This window comes from Shewanella khirikhana (assembly GCF_003957745.1).
Classification (GTDB): domain Bacteria; phylum Pseudomonadota; class Gammaproteobacteria; order Enterobacterales; family Shewanellaceae; genus Shewanella; species Shewanella khirikhana.
Genome location: NZ_CP020373.1, coordinates 1,797,338 through 1,813,650 on the forward strand (window position 1 = coordinate 1,797,338; position 16,313 = coordinate 1,813,650).

16 protein-coding genes are annotated in these 16,313 nt (G+C 54.9%); 6 read left to right on the forward strand and 10 right to left on the reverse strand.

Translation table 11 applies throughout. The features are described from left to right. Positions 1–10: 10 nt before the first annotated feature. Positions 11–1,330, reverse strand: a complete 1,320-nt coding sequence (locus STH12_RS07810; RefSeq protein WP_126167028.1) for a TIGR03503 family protein — start codon at positions 1,328–1,330, stop codon at positions 11–13. Beyond that, positions 1,312–2,040, reverse strand: coding sequence for a DNA polymerase III subunit epsilon (gene dnaQ, locus STH12_RS07815; RefSeq protein WP_126167029.1), 729 nt, complete (start codon positions 2,038–2,040; stop codon positions 1,312–1,314). Before dnaQ ends, STH12_RS07810 begins: the two co-directional genes overlap by 19 nt. Before the next feature lie 71 nt (positions 2,041–2,111). Here dnaQ and rnhA point away from each other — a divergent pair, with 71 nt between their 5' ends. Beyond that, positions 2,112–2,588: a ribonuclease HI gene (gene rnhA, locus STH12_RS07820; RefSeq protein WP_126167030.1), complete on the forward strand. Its 477-nt coding sequence runs from the start codon at positions 2,112–2,114 to the stop codon at positions 2,586–2,588. 54 nt (positions 2,589–2,642) lie between these two features. Here the strand turns inward: rnhA and STH12_RS07825 are convergent, their stop codons facing one another. Both STH12_RS07825 and STH12_RS07830 read right to left on the reverse strand, forming a co-directional pair. Next, on the reverse strand, positions 2,643–3,539 hold the full coding sequence (locus tag STH12_RS07825) for a LysR substrate-binding domain-containing protein (protein WP_126167031.1): 897 nt from the start codon (positions 3,537–3,539) through the stop codon (positions 2,643–2,645). A 3-nt stretch (positions 3,540–3,542) separates the two neighbouring features. Further along, positions 3,543–4,313 (reverse strand): class I SAM-dependent methyltransferase, encoded by a 771-nt coding sequence (locus tag STH12_RS07830; protein ID WP_418856598.1) that lies wholly within the window; start codon positions 4,311–4,313, stop codon positions 3,543–3,545. Between the two features lie 166 nt (positions 4,314–4,479). Between STH12_RS07830 and gloB the strand changes: the two genes are divergently transcribed. Both gloB and STH12_RS07840 read left to right on the forward strand, forming a co-directional pair. Beyond that, entirely contained in the window at positions 4,480–5,271 is a 792-nt protein-coding gene (gene gloB, locus STH12_RS07835; protein WP_126167032.1) for a hydroxyacylglutathione hydrolase, read from the forward strand. A 130-nt stretch (positions 5,272–5,401) separates the two neighbouring features. Continuing rightward, positions 5,402–6,895: a lytic transglycosylase gene (locus STH12_RS07840; protein ID WP_126167033.1), complete on the forward strand. Its 1,494-nt coding sequence runs from the start codon at positions 5,402–5,404 to the stop codon at positions 6,893–6,895. 107 nt (positions 6,896–7,002) lie between these two features. Here the strand turns inward: STH12_RS07840 and STH12_RS07845 are convergent, their stop codons facing one another. The 3 genes from STH12_RS07845 to STH12_RS07855 are packed head-to-tail and all read right to left on the reverse strand — an operon-like array spanning position 7,003 to position 9,916. Beyond that, the gene (locus STH12_RS07845) at positions 7,003–7,581 is read right to left on the reverse strand and encodes a BsuPI-related putative proteinase inhibitor (protein WP_126167034.1); all 579 of its coding nucleotides are present in this window, start codon (positions 7,579–7,581) and stop codon (positions 7,003–7,005) included. Next, on the reverse strand, positions 7,581–9,407 hold the full coding sequence (locus STH12_RS07850) for an AsmA family protein (protein WP_126167035.1): 1,827 nt from the start codon (positions 9,405–9,407) through the stop codon (positions 7,581–7,583). The genes STH12_RS07845 and STH12_RS07850 overlap by 1 nt, the downstream gene beginning before the upstream one ends. Before the next feature lie 14 nt (positions 9,408–9,421). Next, a complete protein-coding gene (locus STH12_RS07855; RefSeq protein ID WP_126167036.1) occupies positions 9,422–9,916 on the reverse strand; it encodes a putative 4-hydroxy-4-methyl-2-oxoglutarate aldolase in 495 nt (164 codons plus the stop codon). Positions 9,917–10,180: 264 nt separating this feature from the next. Here STH12_RS07855 and STH12_RS07860 point away from each other — a divergent pair, with 264 nt between their 5' ends. Further along, complete coding sequence (locus STH12_RS07860) at positions 10,181–10,504, forward strand: hypothetical protein (protein WP_126167037.1); 324 nt, start codon at positions 10,181–10,183, stop codon at positions 10,502–10,504. A gap of 41 nt (positions 10,505–10,545) precedes the next feature. Here the strand turns inward: STH12_RS07860 and STH12_RS07865 are convergent, their stop codons facing one another. After that, entirely contained in the window at positions 10,546–12,186 is a 1,641-nt protein-coding gene (locus tag STH12_RS07865) for a methyl-accepting chemotaxis protein (protein ID WP_126167038.1), read from the reverse strand. A gap of 107 nt (positions 12,187–12,293) precedes the next feature. On the opposite strand from STH12_RS07865, the gene STH12_RS07870 reads away from it, so the two are divergent. Both STH12_RS07870 and STH12_RS07875 read left to right on the forward strand, forming a co-directional pair. Beyond that, entirely contained in the window at positions 12,294–13,292 is a 999-nt protein-coding gene (locus tag STH12_RS07870) for an ABC transporter substrate-binding protein (protein ID WP_126167039.1), read from the forward strand. Next, complete coding sequence (locus STH12_RS07875) at positions 13,289–14,569, forward strand: diguanylate cyclase domain-containing protein (RefSeq protein ID WP_126167040.1); 1,281 nt, start codon at positions 13,289–13,291, stop codon at positions 14,567–14,569. The genes STH12_RS07870 and STH12_RS07875 overlap by 4 nt, the downstream gene beginning before the upstream one ends. On the opposite strand, the gene msrQ is transcribed toward STH12_RS07875, so the two are convergent. Together msrQ and msrP are read right to left on the reverse strand one after the other, a co-directional pair. Continuing rightward, entirely contained in the window at positions 14,545–15,174 is a 630-nt protein-coding gene (msrQ, locus tag STH12_RS07880) for a protein-methionine-sulfoxide reductase heme-binding subunit MsrQ (RefSeq protein WP_126167041.1), read from the reverse strand. The genes STH12_RS07875 and msrQ overlap by 25 nt on opposite strands. Further along, a complete protein-coding gene (gene msrP, locus STH12_RS07885; RefSeq protein ID WP_126167042.1) occupies positions 15,174–16,205 on the reverse strand; it encodes a protein-methionine-sulfoxide reductase catalytic subunit MsrP in 1,032 nt (343 codons plus the stop codon). Before msrP ends, msrQ begins: the two co-directional genes overlap by 1 nt. Positions 16,206–16,313 lie beyond the last annotated feature (108 nt).

Below are 16,313 nucleotides of genomic sequence, written 5' to 3' on the forward strand. Positions count from 1 at the left end.
TCTGCTGGACTCAGTCGTCCGGCAGGGTCAGGTCGATATCATCCAGGGTTTCTTTCATGCCCTTTTCAGGTGCATCTTTGGCGGCCGCTTCTGCTGCCGCGGCAGCCAGGGCTTTTTTAAGCGCCTGACGCTTGCGCCAGAAGATAAGCGCACCAACACCCAAAAGCAGCAGCACCACATTCACCCCAATCAGCAGGTACATGGCACTTTCTTTGGCCTTGGCTTCTTCGGCGGCGGCGATGGCGGCTTCGCGGGCCGCAATTTCCTCTGGGCTTGGTGGCGGCGCCGGCGGTTCAATCAGGTTGAAGAACTGCTCCGGCAGACTGAGCACAATCTCGCGACCATCGAGGGTGGTGGCAAAGGCGTCACCCTTAATGCGGTAACTGCCAAACTCATGCACTTCGGGCAGCACAAACTCGGTGCTGCCTTCTGCCATTTCCGAGATGGTCATCGGCAGCTGCAAACCGGCAGGTCCCACCAATTCCAGCTCCAGCAGGGTTTCCGGCAGCGACAGCGACTCGGTATTGACCAGAATGCCGAGCTTATAGCGGCCGGTTAACGGGTCTTCCGGTTCAATAAGTTTGAGCTCAATCGGGTGCGGCGACAGCACTATGTCGGTTTCCTGCTCCCGCTCAAACACGTTGTTGCGTGCCCGCACCAGAAACTTGTAATGGCCCCAGGGCTGATTTAAGTTGATTTTGCCGGTAAAAATGCCGTCATCGGGGCGGCCATCCAGCCCTTCACCATCATCTTTGTAGCTGCCGACAGTAACTGTGCCGGTGGCAAAGTTTTCATCGCCTGGCTGGTGATCGCTGATAAAGCGCGCTGTCCATTCCACCAGGTAATCGAGCCCCGGCATCCGCAGACGCTCGTTATCCCCCATCAGTCTCGCGGTAATTTTTACCCGCTCGCCCTGAAACAGCGGCTGAGGTAAGGGATCGATTTGCACCGACAACTTGCTCAGCATCAGCAGCTTAGAGCCTTCGGTAACCTTACCCACCAATTGCCAGGGGCCAGGCTCAGGGTTTTCAATGGTGATGATGTCGCCGGTGACGCCATCGGTCCAGCGCACCGTATCAGGGTGACGATTGGCATACCACTTGGAGCCATCGGGCAGCACCACCACCACTGGGGCACTGCCATAATCGCGCTGTATCACCAGTGTGAGGCTATCGACCATATGGTCGATTCGAAAGCGGTTTTTAAGCTCCCTCGCCTGCTCCACAGGCACGGTTTCGGCGTACACAGGCGCCGCCAACAGGCAGCACACACAGCTGAGCAGCAGAAGTTGCAAGGCTTTGAACAAGGTGGTTATCCCCGCCAGAGGCATTTGCCCGATTTGCCTACCAAATCAAGCCGTTTTTCATGACTATCCAGTTCATCGGCCGTGGCGCTGACAACTTTAAGGGCAGGACGATTGCTATCGAGGCGGATGATGCCGCCATCGGAGCGACCGCCTTCATCTGCGCTCAAATTAAACTTGGTCTGGCCGCCGGTCATGATGAGGTAGACATCGGCCAGGATCTCGGCATCGAGCAAAGCGCCGTGGTAGGTGCGGCGCGAGTTATCTATGCCGTAACGCTTACAGAGCGCATCGAGGTTGTTCTTCTGTCCGGGGTGTAAAAACTTGGCCACCGCCAGGGAGTCGAGCACATCACAGATGTCGTCCACCACTGGCCCGCGTGGGTTCAGCATAGAAAACTCGTGATTAATAAAGCTCATATCGAACGATGCGTTGTGTGCCACCAATTCAGCGCCGCGGATAAATTCGATAAAATCGGCGGCCACTTCGTGGAATCGTGGCTCGTTGGCAACCCGCTCGTTGGTAATGCCGTGAACCGCGATGGCTTCTTCATCAATCGGCTGACCGGGGTTGATGTATTGGTGGAAGGTGCGGCCGGTCGGGCGGCGGTTAATCACCTCCACACAGCCAATTTCAATGATCCGGTGGCCAAGGTACACGGCACCGGCCCCCTGATTCATACCTGTGGTTTCGGTATCGAGAATGATCTGCCTTTCGGCACTTGAGATGATATTCATAGGAAATTCTGGCCTTTAACAGGCGAAAAACGGTTATACTCGCCGGGAATCACGACTATGGTAACAACTTGATGAGCGAACGGAAACAGATCCGCATTTACACCGACGGATCCTGCCTTGGCAACCCGGGCCCGGGTGGCTACGGGGTGGTGATGATTTACAAACAGCACCGCAAAGAAATGGCCGGCGGCTACGCGCTGACCACCAATAATCGCATGGAGCTGCTCGCCCCCATTCTGGCGCTGGAGGCCTTAAAAGAGCCCTGCGACGTTATCCTCACCAGCGACAGCCAATATATGCGTCAGGGGATCACCGAGTGGATCCACGGCTGGAAGAAAAAAGGTTGGGTTACAGCCAGTAAAACCCCGGTGAAAAATGTCGACCTGTGGAAACGCCTCGATGCCGCGGCGGCCAAACATAAGGTAGATTGGCGCTGGGTGAAGGGACACGCAGGCCATGAAGAAAACGAGCGCTGCGACACCCTGGCCCGCGAAGCGGCCGAAGCCAAACCCACCACAGCTGACGAAGGCTACCTGGCGTCCCTTTGAGATGGCTGAATCACTAAGCCGCTAACACAAAGCCGCTTACGCTAAAAAGTCGGATTAAGGCCGGATATCGAAAAAACTCTGGCAAAACGTCACAAAGGCCTCCGCCAATGCCGTTGGCTGGCGGCTCTTGTGGCGAATAAGAAAGAACTGACGAGTGAGCGACAAGCCCTCCACTTCCACCAAGCCCAGCTCCCGCCGGGCGAACTCACGCTCCAGCGCCAGCTGCGACAATACCCCAAGCCCCGCGCCCTGCTTTACCGCAAGCTTGATGGCATCGGCGGTAGAGAAACAAAATCGCGCCTCTGGGTGCAGCCCCAAATCGTGGGCCGCATTCACAAACACTTCACGGGTACCCGAGCCTTCTTCTCTCAATACCCAGGGTTGACCACGCACCTCTTCCACTGACACCCGTTTACCGGCAAAGGGGTGGGCCGGGTGGCAAAACACCTTAAGGCTGTCTTTATGCCAGGGGGTAACGGTTAAGCGCCTGTCGACGCAGTGGCCCTCAATAAAGCCAAGTTCCACGTCAAAGTTCGCCACCTGCTCAATCACTTTAAGGGTATTGTGGATCGAGACATCCACCAGGGCTTCGCTGTGCAGCTGACCGAAGGCCACCGCCGACTTGGCCAGCAGGAAGTTACCTATGGTGGTACTGGCGCCCACTTTAAGCTCGCCGGCAAGCACTGATGATCGGGCAGTAAAAAGCCCCTCGATTTTACCCGCCTGATGTAAAAGCTCGGTGGCAAGGGGCAACAGCTGCGCGCCCTGGGCGTTGAGTTTAAGCCGGTTGCCCACCCGCTCAAACAGCCGCACCGACAATTGCTTTTCAAGCTCGCCAAGTGCCATTGAGGCGGCAGGGCCTGTCATGCCAAGTTCATCAGCCGCGCGGCTTACTTGCCCCTGACGGGCCACGGCTTCAAAGACTTCAAGCTGTCTTAAGGTCATCTTCATGGGTCAGCGGCCCTGCCCCTGACTGCCCGCTTTGCTCATGCGTCCGGCGCGGCCTGCGCTGGTAGCAGTTGACCATTTGGGCTGCCTGAGTTTCCACTTGGCCCCCACCGGTGTGAGAGGAATATCGATTTTACGCGCCACAATCAGATAAAAGCTGCCGGCACCGGGCAGCCAGGCCTGCAGCACATCCTGCCAGAAGCCAAAACGTTCAGGCGAGCCAATCAGCGGATGGTAGAAAAAGCGCTCGTCGCTCACCACCTGGTATCCCAACAGCCCCAACCAGTCGCGGACCCGCGAGGGTAAGAAGAACTGGCCATCCCAGGGCGACTGTTCCCGCAGAGAAGGCAGCAACTTGCCCAAAAACAGACTGCTCAGCGGATTACAGCCAACAATAAACAAATAGCCGCCACTGATAAGCACCCGGTCGACTTCACGCAGAATGCGGTAAGGATCGCCTTCAAATTCCAGCAGCAGACTCATCAGCACCGCATCGATACAGGCGTTTTGGAAGGGTAACTGATGAAAGTCGGCCTGAACCCCCAGGCCTTCGGCGCAGTCGAGGGTAATTTGATGGCCGATTTTACAACCCGAGGTATCCAGCGCCGACGATAAGGCCCCCAGTTTCAGCAAATGATAGCCAAACACCTTGGGCCACCAGGGCGCCAGGGTCTGGTTTACCGATGTCATTAGCTGTGGGTGGGCTGGCAGTGCTTGCCAAGGGCCCGGGGCATTGGTCATGGGCGTGTCGAAAAAGACGTAATGTAGCAACAGCATACCGCAAATTTTGCGCCGATGGCACTGATAAGCCCCCGGGCCGGTTCGCAAAAACCATTAATTGGGCTTAATCAAGCCCCCGGGAAAGTGAAGGGATTTTCACTGTACTTTCATCGTAATGCCGTGACACACTCGGCCCTGGTCCAACTAATTACCGAGCAACCCCATGTATTCCATCACACCTATTGCTGCCTTCAATGACAACTATATCTGGATGCTTGGCCCCATTGATGGTGGCGATGGCGTACTGCTGGTTGACCCGGGTGACGCCTCACCTGTGATTGCTACCCTGGAGCAACAGGGGCTGCGAATTGCCGCCGTATTGCTGACTCACCACCATGGCGATCACAGCGGCGGGATCAGCGACCTGCGCCAATGGGCATCGAGCCGCGGAGAATCTTTTAAAGTGTATGGCGCAGCAACGTCGGAGTTTACCGATGTGCCCTGCTACGATGGCGATACTCTGATGTTGCCAGAGCTTGCCGCGGCGCCGCCCAGCATGCAGGTGTTGGCAGTGCCTGGTCATACCCTGGATCATCTGGCCTTTGTAATCGATAACGCCCTCTTTTGTGGCGATACCCTGTTTTCTGCAGGCTGCGGCCGTCTGTTTGAGGGCACGCCCAAGCAGCTATTTGATTCTCTTGCCAAAATCAAAGCCCTACCCGCCGATACCCAGGTGTACTGTGCCCACGAATACACCCAAAGTAACCTGAAGTTCGCCGCCGTAGTCGAGCCTGACAATCTGGCACTTGCTGACTACATCCAGGACGTCAACGCCAGGCGCCAGCTGGGTAAGCCTTCCGTTCCCACAGTGCTTGCCACTGAGCTTGCCATCAATCCGTTTTTGCGTACCGAGCAGCCGCAGCTAGCCGCTGCCGTGTCGGCACATTGGCAGCAAGCAGTCACAGATGCAGTGACCTGCCTCGCCCTTTTGCGGCGCTGGAAAGACAATTTCTGATCTTTGGGTTACCATATCCGCCTTTTTGCGCACTCCACGGATGATTTGTCGGTCGTTTGTTTGACCAAGATGCGTAACATGCCTGCCAGGCAGGGCTAAAACCAATAACAATGAGGGTTGCCTGTTTTTGATGCGACACTACAACTTACTGTTTGCCGGCGGTCTTTTGCTGCTGTCCGGCTGTCAACTGACGCCCGACAATAGTCCGGCTGCCGATGACGACACCGACACCAACCTGGTATTGGCCACCGAACCTGCAAAGCCGCAGGATCTGCACCATGACGAAGTCGTCATTGAGGTGAAAAATCTGTGGCAGCGGCTGCAGGATGGTATGCATTGGGAAGCCCCCAACGAAGCCTACGTGGCCCCTTATCGCAAGCGACTGCTGGCCAATCCGCGCCATCTTGAGCAGATCTTCAGCCGCGCCGAGCCCTTTCTGTATTTGATTGTGGAAGAGCTCGACCGCCGTGGTCTGCCGCTGGAGCTGGCGCTGCTGCCTGCCATCGAAAGTGCCTTCGATGCCGATGCGCTGTCACACGCCAGTGCCTCAGGGCTTTGGCAACTCACCCCACCCATGGCGCGCTACTTTGGCCTGAAAATGAATTGGTGGTACGACGGCCGTAACGACATCGCCGCCTCCACCAAGGCCGCTGCTGATTTCCTCGAGTACCTTTACGATCGGACAGGTAACAACTGGCACTATGCCATTGCCGCCTACAACAGTGGCGAAGGCCGGGTTCTGAGCGCCGTAAAAAACAACCAGCGTCAGGGCAAGCCAACGGATATCTGGGCACTGAAACTGCCCAAAGAAACCCGCAATTATGTGCCTAACCTGCTGGCGCTGGCAGATGTGGTCAAACATGCCGACCGTTATCAGGTGAAACTGCCTGCCATCAAAAACGAGCCAGTTATCGACGTTGTGGACATAGGCAGCCAGATTGAGCTGAGTCTGGCCGCCAAACTCTCAGGCGTGTCGGTGAATGAGCTTAAAAGCTTAAACCCCGGCTACCGTCAGTGGGCGACCGCCCCCAAAGGCCCACATACCCTGATAGTCCCCGTGGACAAAGTAGAAAACTTTGTTGTGGCTTTGGCGCAAACCCCGGAAGACAGCCGGGTGAACTGGCGCCGCTACCAAATCAAGCGTGGTGATTCGTTATCGGTTATCGCCCGCCGTTTTGGCACCACGCCTCAGGTGCTTAAGCAGGTGAACCACATGAAGTCCAATAACCTGATTGCCGGCAAGGAGCTGGTGGTGCCCGCCAGCGCCGTGACCGAAAATCTGGCCATTGCCGGTACGCCGCAAAAAGCCCAGACCTATAAGGTAAAAAATGGCGACAGCCTGTGGAAAATCGCCAACGCCCATGGCATTACCGTGGATGATTTGACCAACTGGAATAATCTCAGCAGCAAGGCTGTTATCAAAAAAGGCCAGCTGCTGACCGTGTGGCCTGCCAGCAAAAAGGCCGCTAAATCCACCACTTATAAGGTGAAAAGTGGCGACTCTTTGTCGGTGATTGCCAAAAAGTTCAAGGTAAAGGTATCCGAGCTGATGAGCTGGAACCAGCTTTCCAGCGCCGCCATTCGCCCAGGGCAAACCCTGACGGTGATGCTGAGCGGCAGTTAAGTAGTTATCCGAACGCTTTCACGTTCAAACATTCATCAAAATGAAAAAGCAGCCATAGGGCTGCTTTTTTGTTGGCGGATGCGGCAATGCATCCTATATAAGCACTGCTATAAGCTGATAACTGTGGGGAGCATCAACTCCTGGCCATCTGCGCTGCGCCCGGCAAACTCGGCGGTTAAACGGCACTCACCGCCGCAGCCATCCAAAAGGCGCCTTGGCACATCGAAGCGAAATTGCAGAATGCCGCCGGCACTGATGGTTTCCTCACGAAGCGCCTGGGTAAACATCATCTCATCAGACCATGCCCAGATAAGCTCACCATTGGCGCCGCTAAGCTTAAGGTCGGCACTCATACCTGAGCGAAAGTGGGCGCTGATGCTACCATTGCCGCTATGGCTCACATCCAACTGCCAGCGCTGATATTCGGCGCTCACTTCTATCAGGCTTAAACTGCCTTGCAGAGGCGCTGTTGCCTGTGCGTCCTGCATCTTAGCCACTCCCTGGGTTTCGCCCGTTGCCGCCGGTTTGTTCGCTGCAGCCTGCTCTGCGTCCTGAGTTGCGTCCTGAGTTGCGTCCCGAGTTGAATCCTGGGCTGGATTTAGTTCCAGCGCCCAGGCGTCAACTGCCGTAAAGGCACCAAGCTGCAAAAACACAAGCAGCGCACCTGTCTGCCAACGCGGGTGCATTATTTACCGCCCAGCTTGTTGAACAGCGAATCTTTGAGCTTGTCTTTCAGCTTGTCAGTTTCCTGCTTGAGCTGGCCTTTCATCAGCGCTTCTGTGTCGAGCGCAAACTTGGGCTCGGTAAAGCTGCCGCTGATGGCAAGGGGAATATCCACGCCCGACAGCGCCGTGTTACCGCCCTGACCTTCGAGCGATCCCACCACCTTGGTAGACAGCTTGTAGTCGAGGGTCTCAGCCAGCAAATCGGCGCCGCCGTTACCGGAAATCCGCAGCAATGGCGACAGCATCAGCAGATCCGGGTTGTTGGCCTTGCCGTTGGCGATGGCAATCGAGCCGGTCAGGCTGGAGAAGTCGGTCTTTTGCTCCACATTCCCTTCTGTGCTCAAGTCACCCTTGAGCTTGGCCTGGGCGCCGCGGATCATCTGCGGCACGTTCACGCCGTAAAGCGCGCCGTCTGCCACTTCAAACTTACCGTTGGCAACGAGGTTTTGCTTGGCGCGCTCAGGCACCAGGCCCACGCCCTTACCCTGAATATTGAAGTTGGCGGTACCGGCCAGTAAGTCCACCTCAGCAGCATCTTTCAACAGCGGCTGAATTTGTACGCCGCTGATAACCTTATTAAAGCTGTAAGAAGCGACTTTTTTCCGACCGTCAAGACTGGCACTGGCGCTCAGTTTTCCGCCGTAAAGCCCTGCCGAAAGTTCATCGACCTTCAGCACGCCGCCATTGAGATTGGCCTTGAGTTTCCAGTCCTGGGTCGACAACCCCGACACCTTGACAGAGGCGATGCTTAAATCAAGCGCAGCGTCAACGGCCTTCATGCCGGTTAAATCGGGTTCAGTTTGGGCGGGCTGGGCGCTTTCATTGCCTTTCGCCTTGGCGTCCGCTGCTTTATCGGCCTTATCAGTACCCAAAAGCGCATCCACATCGATGGCACCCAGCGCCAGTTTCACTTTCACCTGCGGCACCTTGCGGCCATAGTTGGCATCGATGCTGCCCTTGCCTTCCACGTCCATCACCTTCAATGAATCCACGGCAAGGCTTGCGGTTTGAGCGGCAAGGTCGGCCTTCACGCCGCCGTTAAAGAGCACCTTAACCTCCCCCTTGGGCAGAGAGGCGCCCTTGGCATCCAGCGCCAGTTTAAAGCCTGCCAAATCGAGGGCATTCAGCGCGTCATTCACGGTAAGGGTGGCACTGCCTTCACCGCCAAGCTTCACATCCGGGGTATCGGCGCGGAAACTTATCTCAAGTGGTGTGGCCTTGCCCGGGGTAAATTCACCCAGGGTGAGGGATTCCAACGTGAATTCCTGACGGCTGCCAGCGGCTTCATCAATCAGGGTGATGCCGGTGTCGGTAATGCTGATCCCGCCAATGGCGATGGCGCTGAGGCCCGGGCCACTGCCTTCGGTGGTTTCGGCTTTGGGCGCTTTATCACCGCCCTTGCTCAGGCCATCGAAACTGGTGCGGCCATCTTTGGTGGTGATCAGTGTCAGCTTGGCACCATCAATTTTCAGCTGATCGATTTGCACATCGCGGCTCAGCAGCGGCAGCAACTTCACTTCTGCCACCACTTCATTCACCGCCATCATTCGGCTTTCACTGAAGCCCTGTGGGTTTGACAGACTTACGCCAGCCAGACGGATCCCAATAGAGGGGAACAGCTGCCATGACAGCGGCTCAGTGATCTCCAGCTCGCGGCCGGTTTGCTTTTTCACTTCATCCACCAGCATGGGTTTGAAGTCGTTGGGGTCAAAAATCAGGGTGATGTAAATCACCGGCAGTGCCACTAAAAGTACAATGGCAACCAAGATCCATTTAATCAGTTTCATCCTGCGTGTCCTGTTTAATCCTGTTCAATAATGGGCAAGGCATCGTGGGAGATGGCTATCCCGTTGTCGTCGGCATAAATCCAGTCACCGGGATTAACGGTGACGCCGGCAATGCTAATGGTAACACCTGCATCGCCTAAACCACGACGTTCTGTTTTAATCGGTACCGCAAAAAGTGCCTGTACCCCCAGTGGCAGGGTGGCAAGGGTGCCCGCATCACGCACAGCGCCCTGGATAATGACCCCTGCCCAGCCGTTGTCCACCGCTGATTTGGCAATTAAGTCGCCAAGCAGAGCCTTTCGGCGCGAGCCGCCGCCATCCACCACCAATACTTTGCCATGACCGGCCGTGGCCAGAATTTCCTTCACCCGGGAGTTATCTTCAAAACAGCTGACGGTGACAACTTCGCCATAGAAGATGCGCTTGCCGCCAAACTGGCGCCAATCTGCAGCCAATAACTGCAGGTGTTCACTGAATTCATCAAACAAGTCCGGTAACAGGTCGTGCATGGGTTATCTCCCTGATATTGCGATTTATTGAGCCTTACCTACTGGCAAAACCCTTTGTTCGATTAAGGCTGTGATTATCCTGCCACAGCGCATTTCACTTTTTCATCTCATCGTACCACTGTAACGCGCTGAATATTGTGGCTCAAGAAGACGACTCTCCTTTATCTCTTGTGGTCTATTCTTTATAATCGACGTTCCTTTTTTGACCCGTCACCCGGGTCGGTCGGTTTGTACTGTAATCTGTACAGGTAAAGTGAAGCTAAGATGACAACCGAAATCGATTTACAACAAGCAATTGCCGCTCTGGATGAATACGGCTACGAAAAGAAACTGTCCACGGATCTGGAACAGGCCAGAAACAAGCAGCAAATGCGTAAGTATCTGGATTCACTCGACTACAGCCTGCGCCGTATGGAGCTGCTGCAAGAGGCAGTAAACGAGTGGGTTGCCGATAAAAAGGCCGATCTGGCCCAAAAAGAAAGCATCCAGACTTATAAAACCAAAGTCATTAATCTCTCCAAAGAATTAAACCTGTCGTATAACGAAGTGTTGGAGATTATGGCCGGTCTTGATAGCCGCAAGAAATAATTCATCAGGCCGCCAATGCGGCCTGATTTTTTATATTCCCGTTATACCTTGAATACCGCGATGATGGCTTCCATTTGTCGTGAGTCCTGCTCAATACGATCGCTGGTTTCACCCACAGCTTCACTTTTTGCCTGATTATCCCGGGAAATATCATTCATGCGGGTAATATTCAGGTTAAGTTCGGCAATCACCGCACTTTGCTGCTCCGTTGCTGCCGCTATTTGGGTATTCATATCGTTTATTTGTGCAATCGCCTGTTTGATTTCGCCAAGGGCATCCACTACCTGGGCGGTTTCGCCCACGGTTTCCTGCGATTGATCCTTGGCACGGCTGACCGAGGCATTGACTCTGTCCACCGCGGCGCGGATAGCTTCGATAATGCCATTGATTTCACGGGTTGAATCCTGGGTGCGACTGGCAAGGGTTCTCACTTCGTCGGCCACCACCGCAAAGCCGCGTCCGGCCTCTCCAGCACGGGCCGCTTCAATGGCAGCGTTCAGCGCCAGCAGGTTGGTTTGCTCGGCAATGCCCACAATCACATCCAAGATCTGCCCGATTTCGCCCGAGCTTAGCTGCAGCTCCCTTGCAACCTCAGTGGTCAGTTCCAGCTCGCTCGACAGCTTACGAATATGCTCCATGGCATTATTCACCACCAGATTTGTGCTGTCGGCCTGACGGTCAGCATTCACAGCCGACTGCGCCGCCAACTGGGCATTTGAGGCCACTTCCGATGCCGTCATCGCCATTTCATTGATGGCCGTGGCAACGCTTTCGGTTTCCTGCTGCATACTTTGGGTGACATCTGTGGCCTGATGGGCAATTTGCGACAGCCCCATCGCCAGGGTACGGCTGTCTTCCACCGAGTCGCGCACCGAGCTTACCAGCTCCTGAATGCGTGCAATAAAGAGGTTAAAGTAGGCAGCCACCTGGGTCAGTTCATCCTTGCCATCTTCTTTCAGGCGCAGTGTCAGGTTGCCCTCGCCTTCGGCAATGTCTTTGAATGCGGTCAGCGTTTGTTTGAGCGGCTCGGTGACACTGCGACTTATCACCAGCAGCAGCGCCAGCACAGGGCCCCACACCAATACAAATATCAGTAGGTATTGCCAGGCGAAGGCCTGCTCCTGGGCGGCGATGTCATCCACATATATGCCGGTTCCCACAATCCAGCCCCAGTCGTCAAAGCGTTTGACCACGCTCATTTTCGGGCTTGGCGCCTTGGCATCGGGTTTGTTCCACATGTAATGCACCAGCGCAGAGTCGCTGCGCTCGGTAAGGCGGATCATTTCACTGAAGAGCTTCACGCCGTTGGGATCGGCCATTTCACGCACATTGGTGCCGACCAACTTTTTGGCGAAGGGATGCTGGATCATCTCCCCCTGACGATTAATGGTGAAGTAATACTCGTTGCCGGCGTAGCGCAGACCATCGAGGGCCGCCAGCGCTGCCGCTTTGGCCGCTTCTTCACTGATAACGCCGCTGCTGGCCTGCTGGTGGTAGCCATCAATCATGCTGACCGCCAAATCGGTCAGGGATCGCAGCCGCGCCTCCTTTTCCTGCACCAATACAGTGTTCATGCTGCTGAAGGCATAGAAAAACATCGCCAGGGTGGCAACCACAGACAACACCAACATCAACAACATTCTTCGGGATATTCGAATATTTCTCAGGATCTGACTCAACATAAGCACTACTCCTTCCCGCCGGAACTGGACACATTTTCTCCATGTTAATGCGTGTTCCGATAAAGCACACTACACTTTAGTATGGGTTTTCAGGGGCGCGGGGAAATATGAGACCGATTGGTTTTGGGCTGATTTCACTACTGGCAGTTGGATTGTACCTGCTGATAGTAATGGGCAATCCCAAACCTGTGTTTTCAGCCCCGTTAACCATTGCGGTTTCATCCACGCCGCTATCCAGTCCTTTTATCTTAGCCGACAAGTACGGCCTGTTTAAAAAGCAAGGGCTCGAAGTACAGATAAAGCTCTACCATGGCGGCCACCGCTGCTTCGAAGCTCTGGTAAGTGGTGAAGTGGATCTGGCCACCAGCTCAGAATCTGTGGCCATGTACAACGCCTTTAAACGCAACGACTTTTCACTGATTGCCACCTTTGTCACCTCTGATAATGACGTCAAACTCACCGCGCGCCGCCACACCGGCATTGAGTCGCTTGAGGATGTTGCCGGACACAGGGTTGGCATGATTAAGGCAAGTGCCAGCGAGTATTTTTTCCACTCGGCGCTGATGCTGCACGGGGTTGAGCCAAGCGGCATTATCCCTGTGTATCTGCCGCCTGAGCAGCTGGGACCTGCGCTGCAAAACAATGAAGTGGATATGGTGTCGCTGTGGGAGCCCTACGCCAATCAGGTTGCGCAATCATTGAAGGACGAAGGTTTCCAGCTACCCACCAAGGGGCTGTATCGATTGTCGTTTAACCTGATGGCAAAGCGCGATGATGTGCAGGCCAAACACAGTGTGCACACGGCGCTACTGAAGGCCCTTGAGGATGCCATTGAGCTTATTCATAACCAGCCGGACGAAGCCCGGGCGGTAGTGAGTGACTATCTCAAGATCCCCGCAAGTGAAATCGATAGCTACTGGCCCGATTATCACTTTCACCTGACGCTGGATAAAACATTGCAGCTGGATTTGTTGTCCCAGGCCCACTGGGCCATCTCATCGGGCTATGTTGAACAGTCAGTGGCGCCGGATTTTCGCGACTTTATCGATGACACAGCGCTCAATGCGCTGCACGGACAAATGGGCGGCCCGGGAGGCACACCATGACATTGGCAGGACGCTTAAAGCTTGCGGTGATTATCTCATCACTGTTTTTGGTGGTGATGATGGGGATTTTGAGTTACATCATGTACCTCGATAATCAGGGCTACAACAACAGCTACCGATATCAGGAGCTGCAAATAACCCTGTCTCAGCTTTCAGGCGAGCTGTGGCAGCTGCGCCAATACGAAGACTTTCAGGCGCTGGAACGGGCGATTGATTTATCGTTAACCCTGGATGCTCAGCTACTGGAACTCAACCAACATCAGAATGCCAGGCTTGGCCATATAGAAAAGGCCAACACCAACCTCAGAACCCTGATGGGGCTTTATCCACGAACACAGGACGCGCTGAACAGCGAAAATCTGAATATGTTGATGGCCCGCATCAACACCATTTTGCTGTCGATGCAGGACGAAGTGGGCGAACTGCGACATCAATTGGTGGCGCGCCAGCACGAAGCCAAAAAGCTGATGTTGGTGGTGATTGCCCTGCTGCTGTTTATGTCCAAAACCGTGGTGATCCTGTTTAACCTCAATACCCTCAAGCTGTTCCGCCGTGGCCTGGATAACCTTGAGAGCGGCATTCGCCAGCTTGCCAGCGGTGATATGGCAAGCAAGGTACCGGAAGAAGTCGAGAATCCCGAGTTCACCACCTTAAGTCAGCACTTCAATCGCATGAAGCAGGAGCTTAAAGACTCTACCATCAGCCGCGCCGATCTTCAGGATGAGGTAAACAAGCGCACCGAACTGCTGCAGCTGCAAAAAGAAAAGCTCAAGTACGAAGCCGAGCACGATCCCCTGACCCAGGTTTACAGTCGCAATGCCTTCGCCCGTATTCTCGAACAAAGCCTCAAGCGACTGCAGCGCAACGGCGGCACAGGCGCCCTGCTGTTTATCGATATCAATAAATTCAAACCCATCAATGACAATTACGGCCATAACATCGGCGATCACGTGCTGATCACTGTGGCCCGTCGCATCGCTTACACCCTGCGCCAGTCGGACATGATTTCCCGCCTCGGCGGCGATGAATTTGTGGTGTGGCTTGAACCTATTGAATCACCAAAGCAGCTTGATGTGGTGGTCGAGAAACTACTGGACAAGCTGCATCAGGATATCGGTTTTCAAAACGTGCATCTGCTGATAGACGTGAGCATTGGCGTGGCCTTCTACCCGGAAGATGGCTCCAATATCGAAGCCCTGCTGGAAGTGGCCGACAAGAACATGTACGCCTGCAAACGGGGCGCGCCCAAGGGTTATGTGTCCAGCTCCCCCCGCTGAGGTAAGTAGCGGGCCAGCATTCGCATCAGCTTATCTTTCCTAAGCCACAGCAACCCGATGCAAAGCGCCAGATAGATGCCCGGCTCAATCACTTCCGACTTGACCGACCACAGGTAATGCACCGGCACCAGAATGGCCGCGACATACACCAGATTGTGTAACGTCTGCCAGCTGCGCCCAAGCCTGCGGCGCACACCATTGGGGGATGTCAGCGACAGCGCCAGCAAAATAAGCAGTGATATCATACCTACAACCAGATAAGGCCGCTTGATCACTTCTGCCAGCAGCAATCCCCAGGCAAACAGCAGATCCAGACTTAAAAACAGTGCCAAATGGATTACCGCATAGGCGAATGCCCACAGGCCCAGCAGGCGCCGGCATTGCATCAGCGCCCCCAGTTTAAGCCACTTGGCGAGGGGCGAAACCAGCAAGGTAAGCATCAGCCCGTGCAGCGCCCCTTTACCGGTAAAATGGATAAGGTACTGCACAGGATCGCCGCCGAGGCGCTCTGTCATTACCCCCCACACCAGCCACAGCAGAGGAAGCATAAAGCCCAGGTGCAACAGGGTTTTTAATACCAGCAGGCTGCGGCTGCCCAGTTTCATCAATAATACCTCTTTAAATCCAGCCCTTTATAGAGCCCCGCCACCTGTTCGCCATAACCATTAAAGGGCAAGGTGGGGATGCGGCTGGCAGAAAAAAGCCCGCCGGGGCCGATGCGCCGCTCACTGGCCTGGGACCAGCGCGGATGATCCACGTCAGGGTTCACATTGGCGTAAAAACCGTACTCATGGGGCGCCAACTGATTCCAGCTGGTGGGCGGCTGCTTGTCGGTAACACGGATTTTGACGATGGATTTGATGCTCTTAAAACCATACTTCCAGGGCACCACCAGCCGGACAGGCGCGCCATTTTGTGGTGGCAGGGTTTTGCCATACAGGCCCACACTGAGCAGCGACAAATCGTTCATCGCCTCGGCAAGCGTCAGCCCCTCAACATAAGGGTAATGAATGCCACCGCCCATCAAACGACTCTTTTGGCCGGGCATTTCGTCAGGGGAAAACAGTGTCTCGAATGCGACATGGGTCGCCCCCGCCTTCACTCCGGCTTTTTTAAGCAGCGCCGCCAGCGGAAAACCAACCCAGGGGATCACCATCGACCAGGCTTCAACACAGCGCAGCCGGTAGATGCGCTCTTCAAGACCAAACGACTTGATAAGGTCGTCGTAATCGAGCTGCAACGGCGTATCCACCAAACCTTCAACAGACAACAGCCAGGGATCCACTTTCAGCCCCTGGGCATTGGCAACAGGGTCTGACTTGGAGGTACCAAACTCATAAAAATTGTTGTGACTGATGACCTTATCTTCCGGCGTCAGTACTTCTCCTGCGCCATCAAATCCGGGTGCTTTCACAAAACTTAACGGCTCACGCACAAATGCGCTGGTTTCTTTACTGGAAAACACATCAAACAGTCCGGCATGCACCGAGCCTGGCAAACTCGCACCAATGGCTCCAAGGCCAAGCGCCTTTATGAGTGCCCGGCGGTCATGAAACAGGGACTCAGGAGTCACCTCTGACTCACTCAATTGCCATGAAGGTTTCACCGGATTTCGCCGACGGGAGAAGGATTTCATCTGCTGCTACTCCAAAATAAGTCACCTACCACAGAGGATTAGACAAGAAAAAGGTCGGACTTCTTTCATGGGCTCGTCAATTTTTTGTCCGTCTGGACAATTATCATG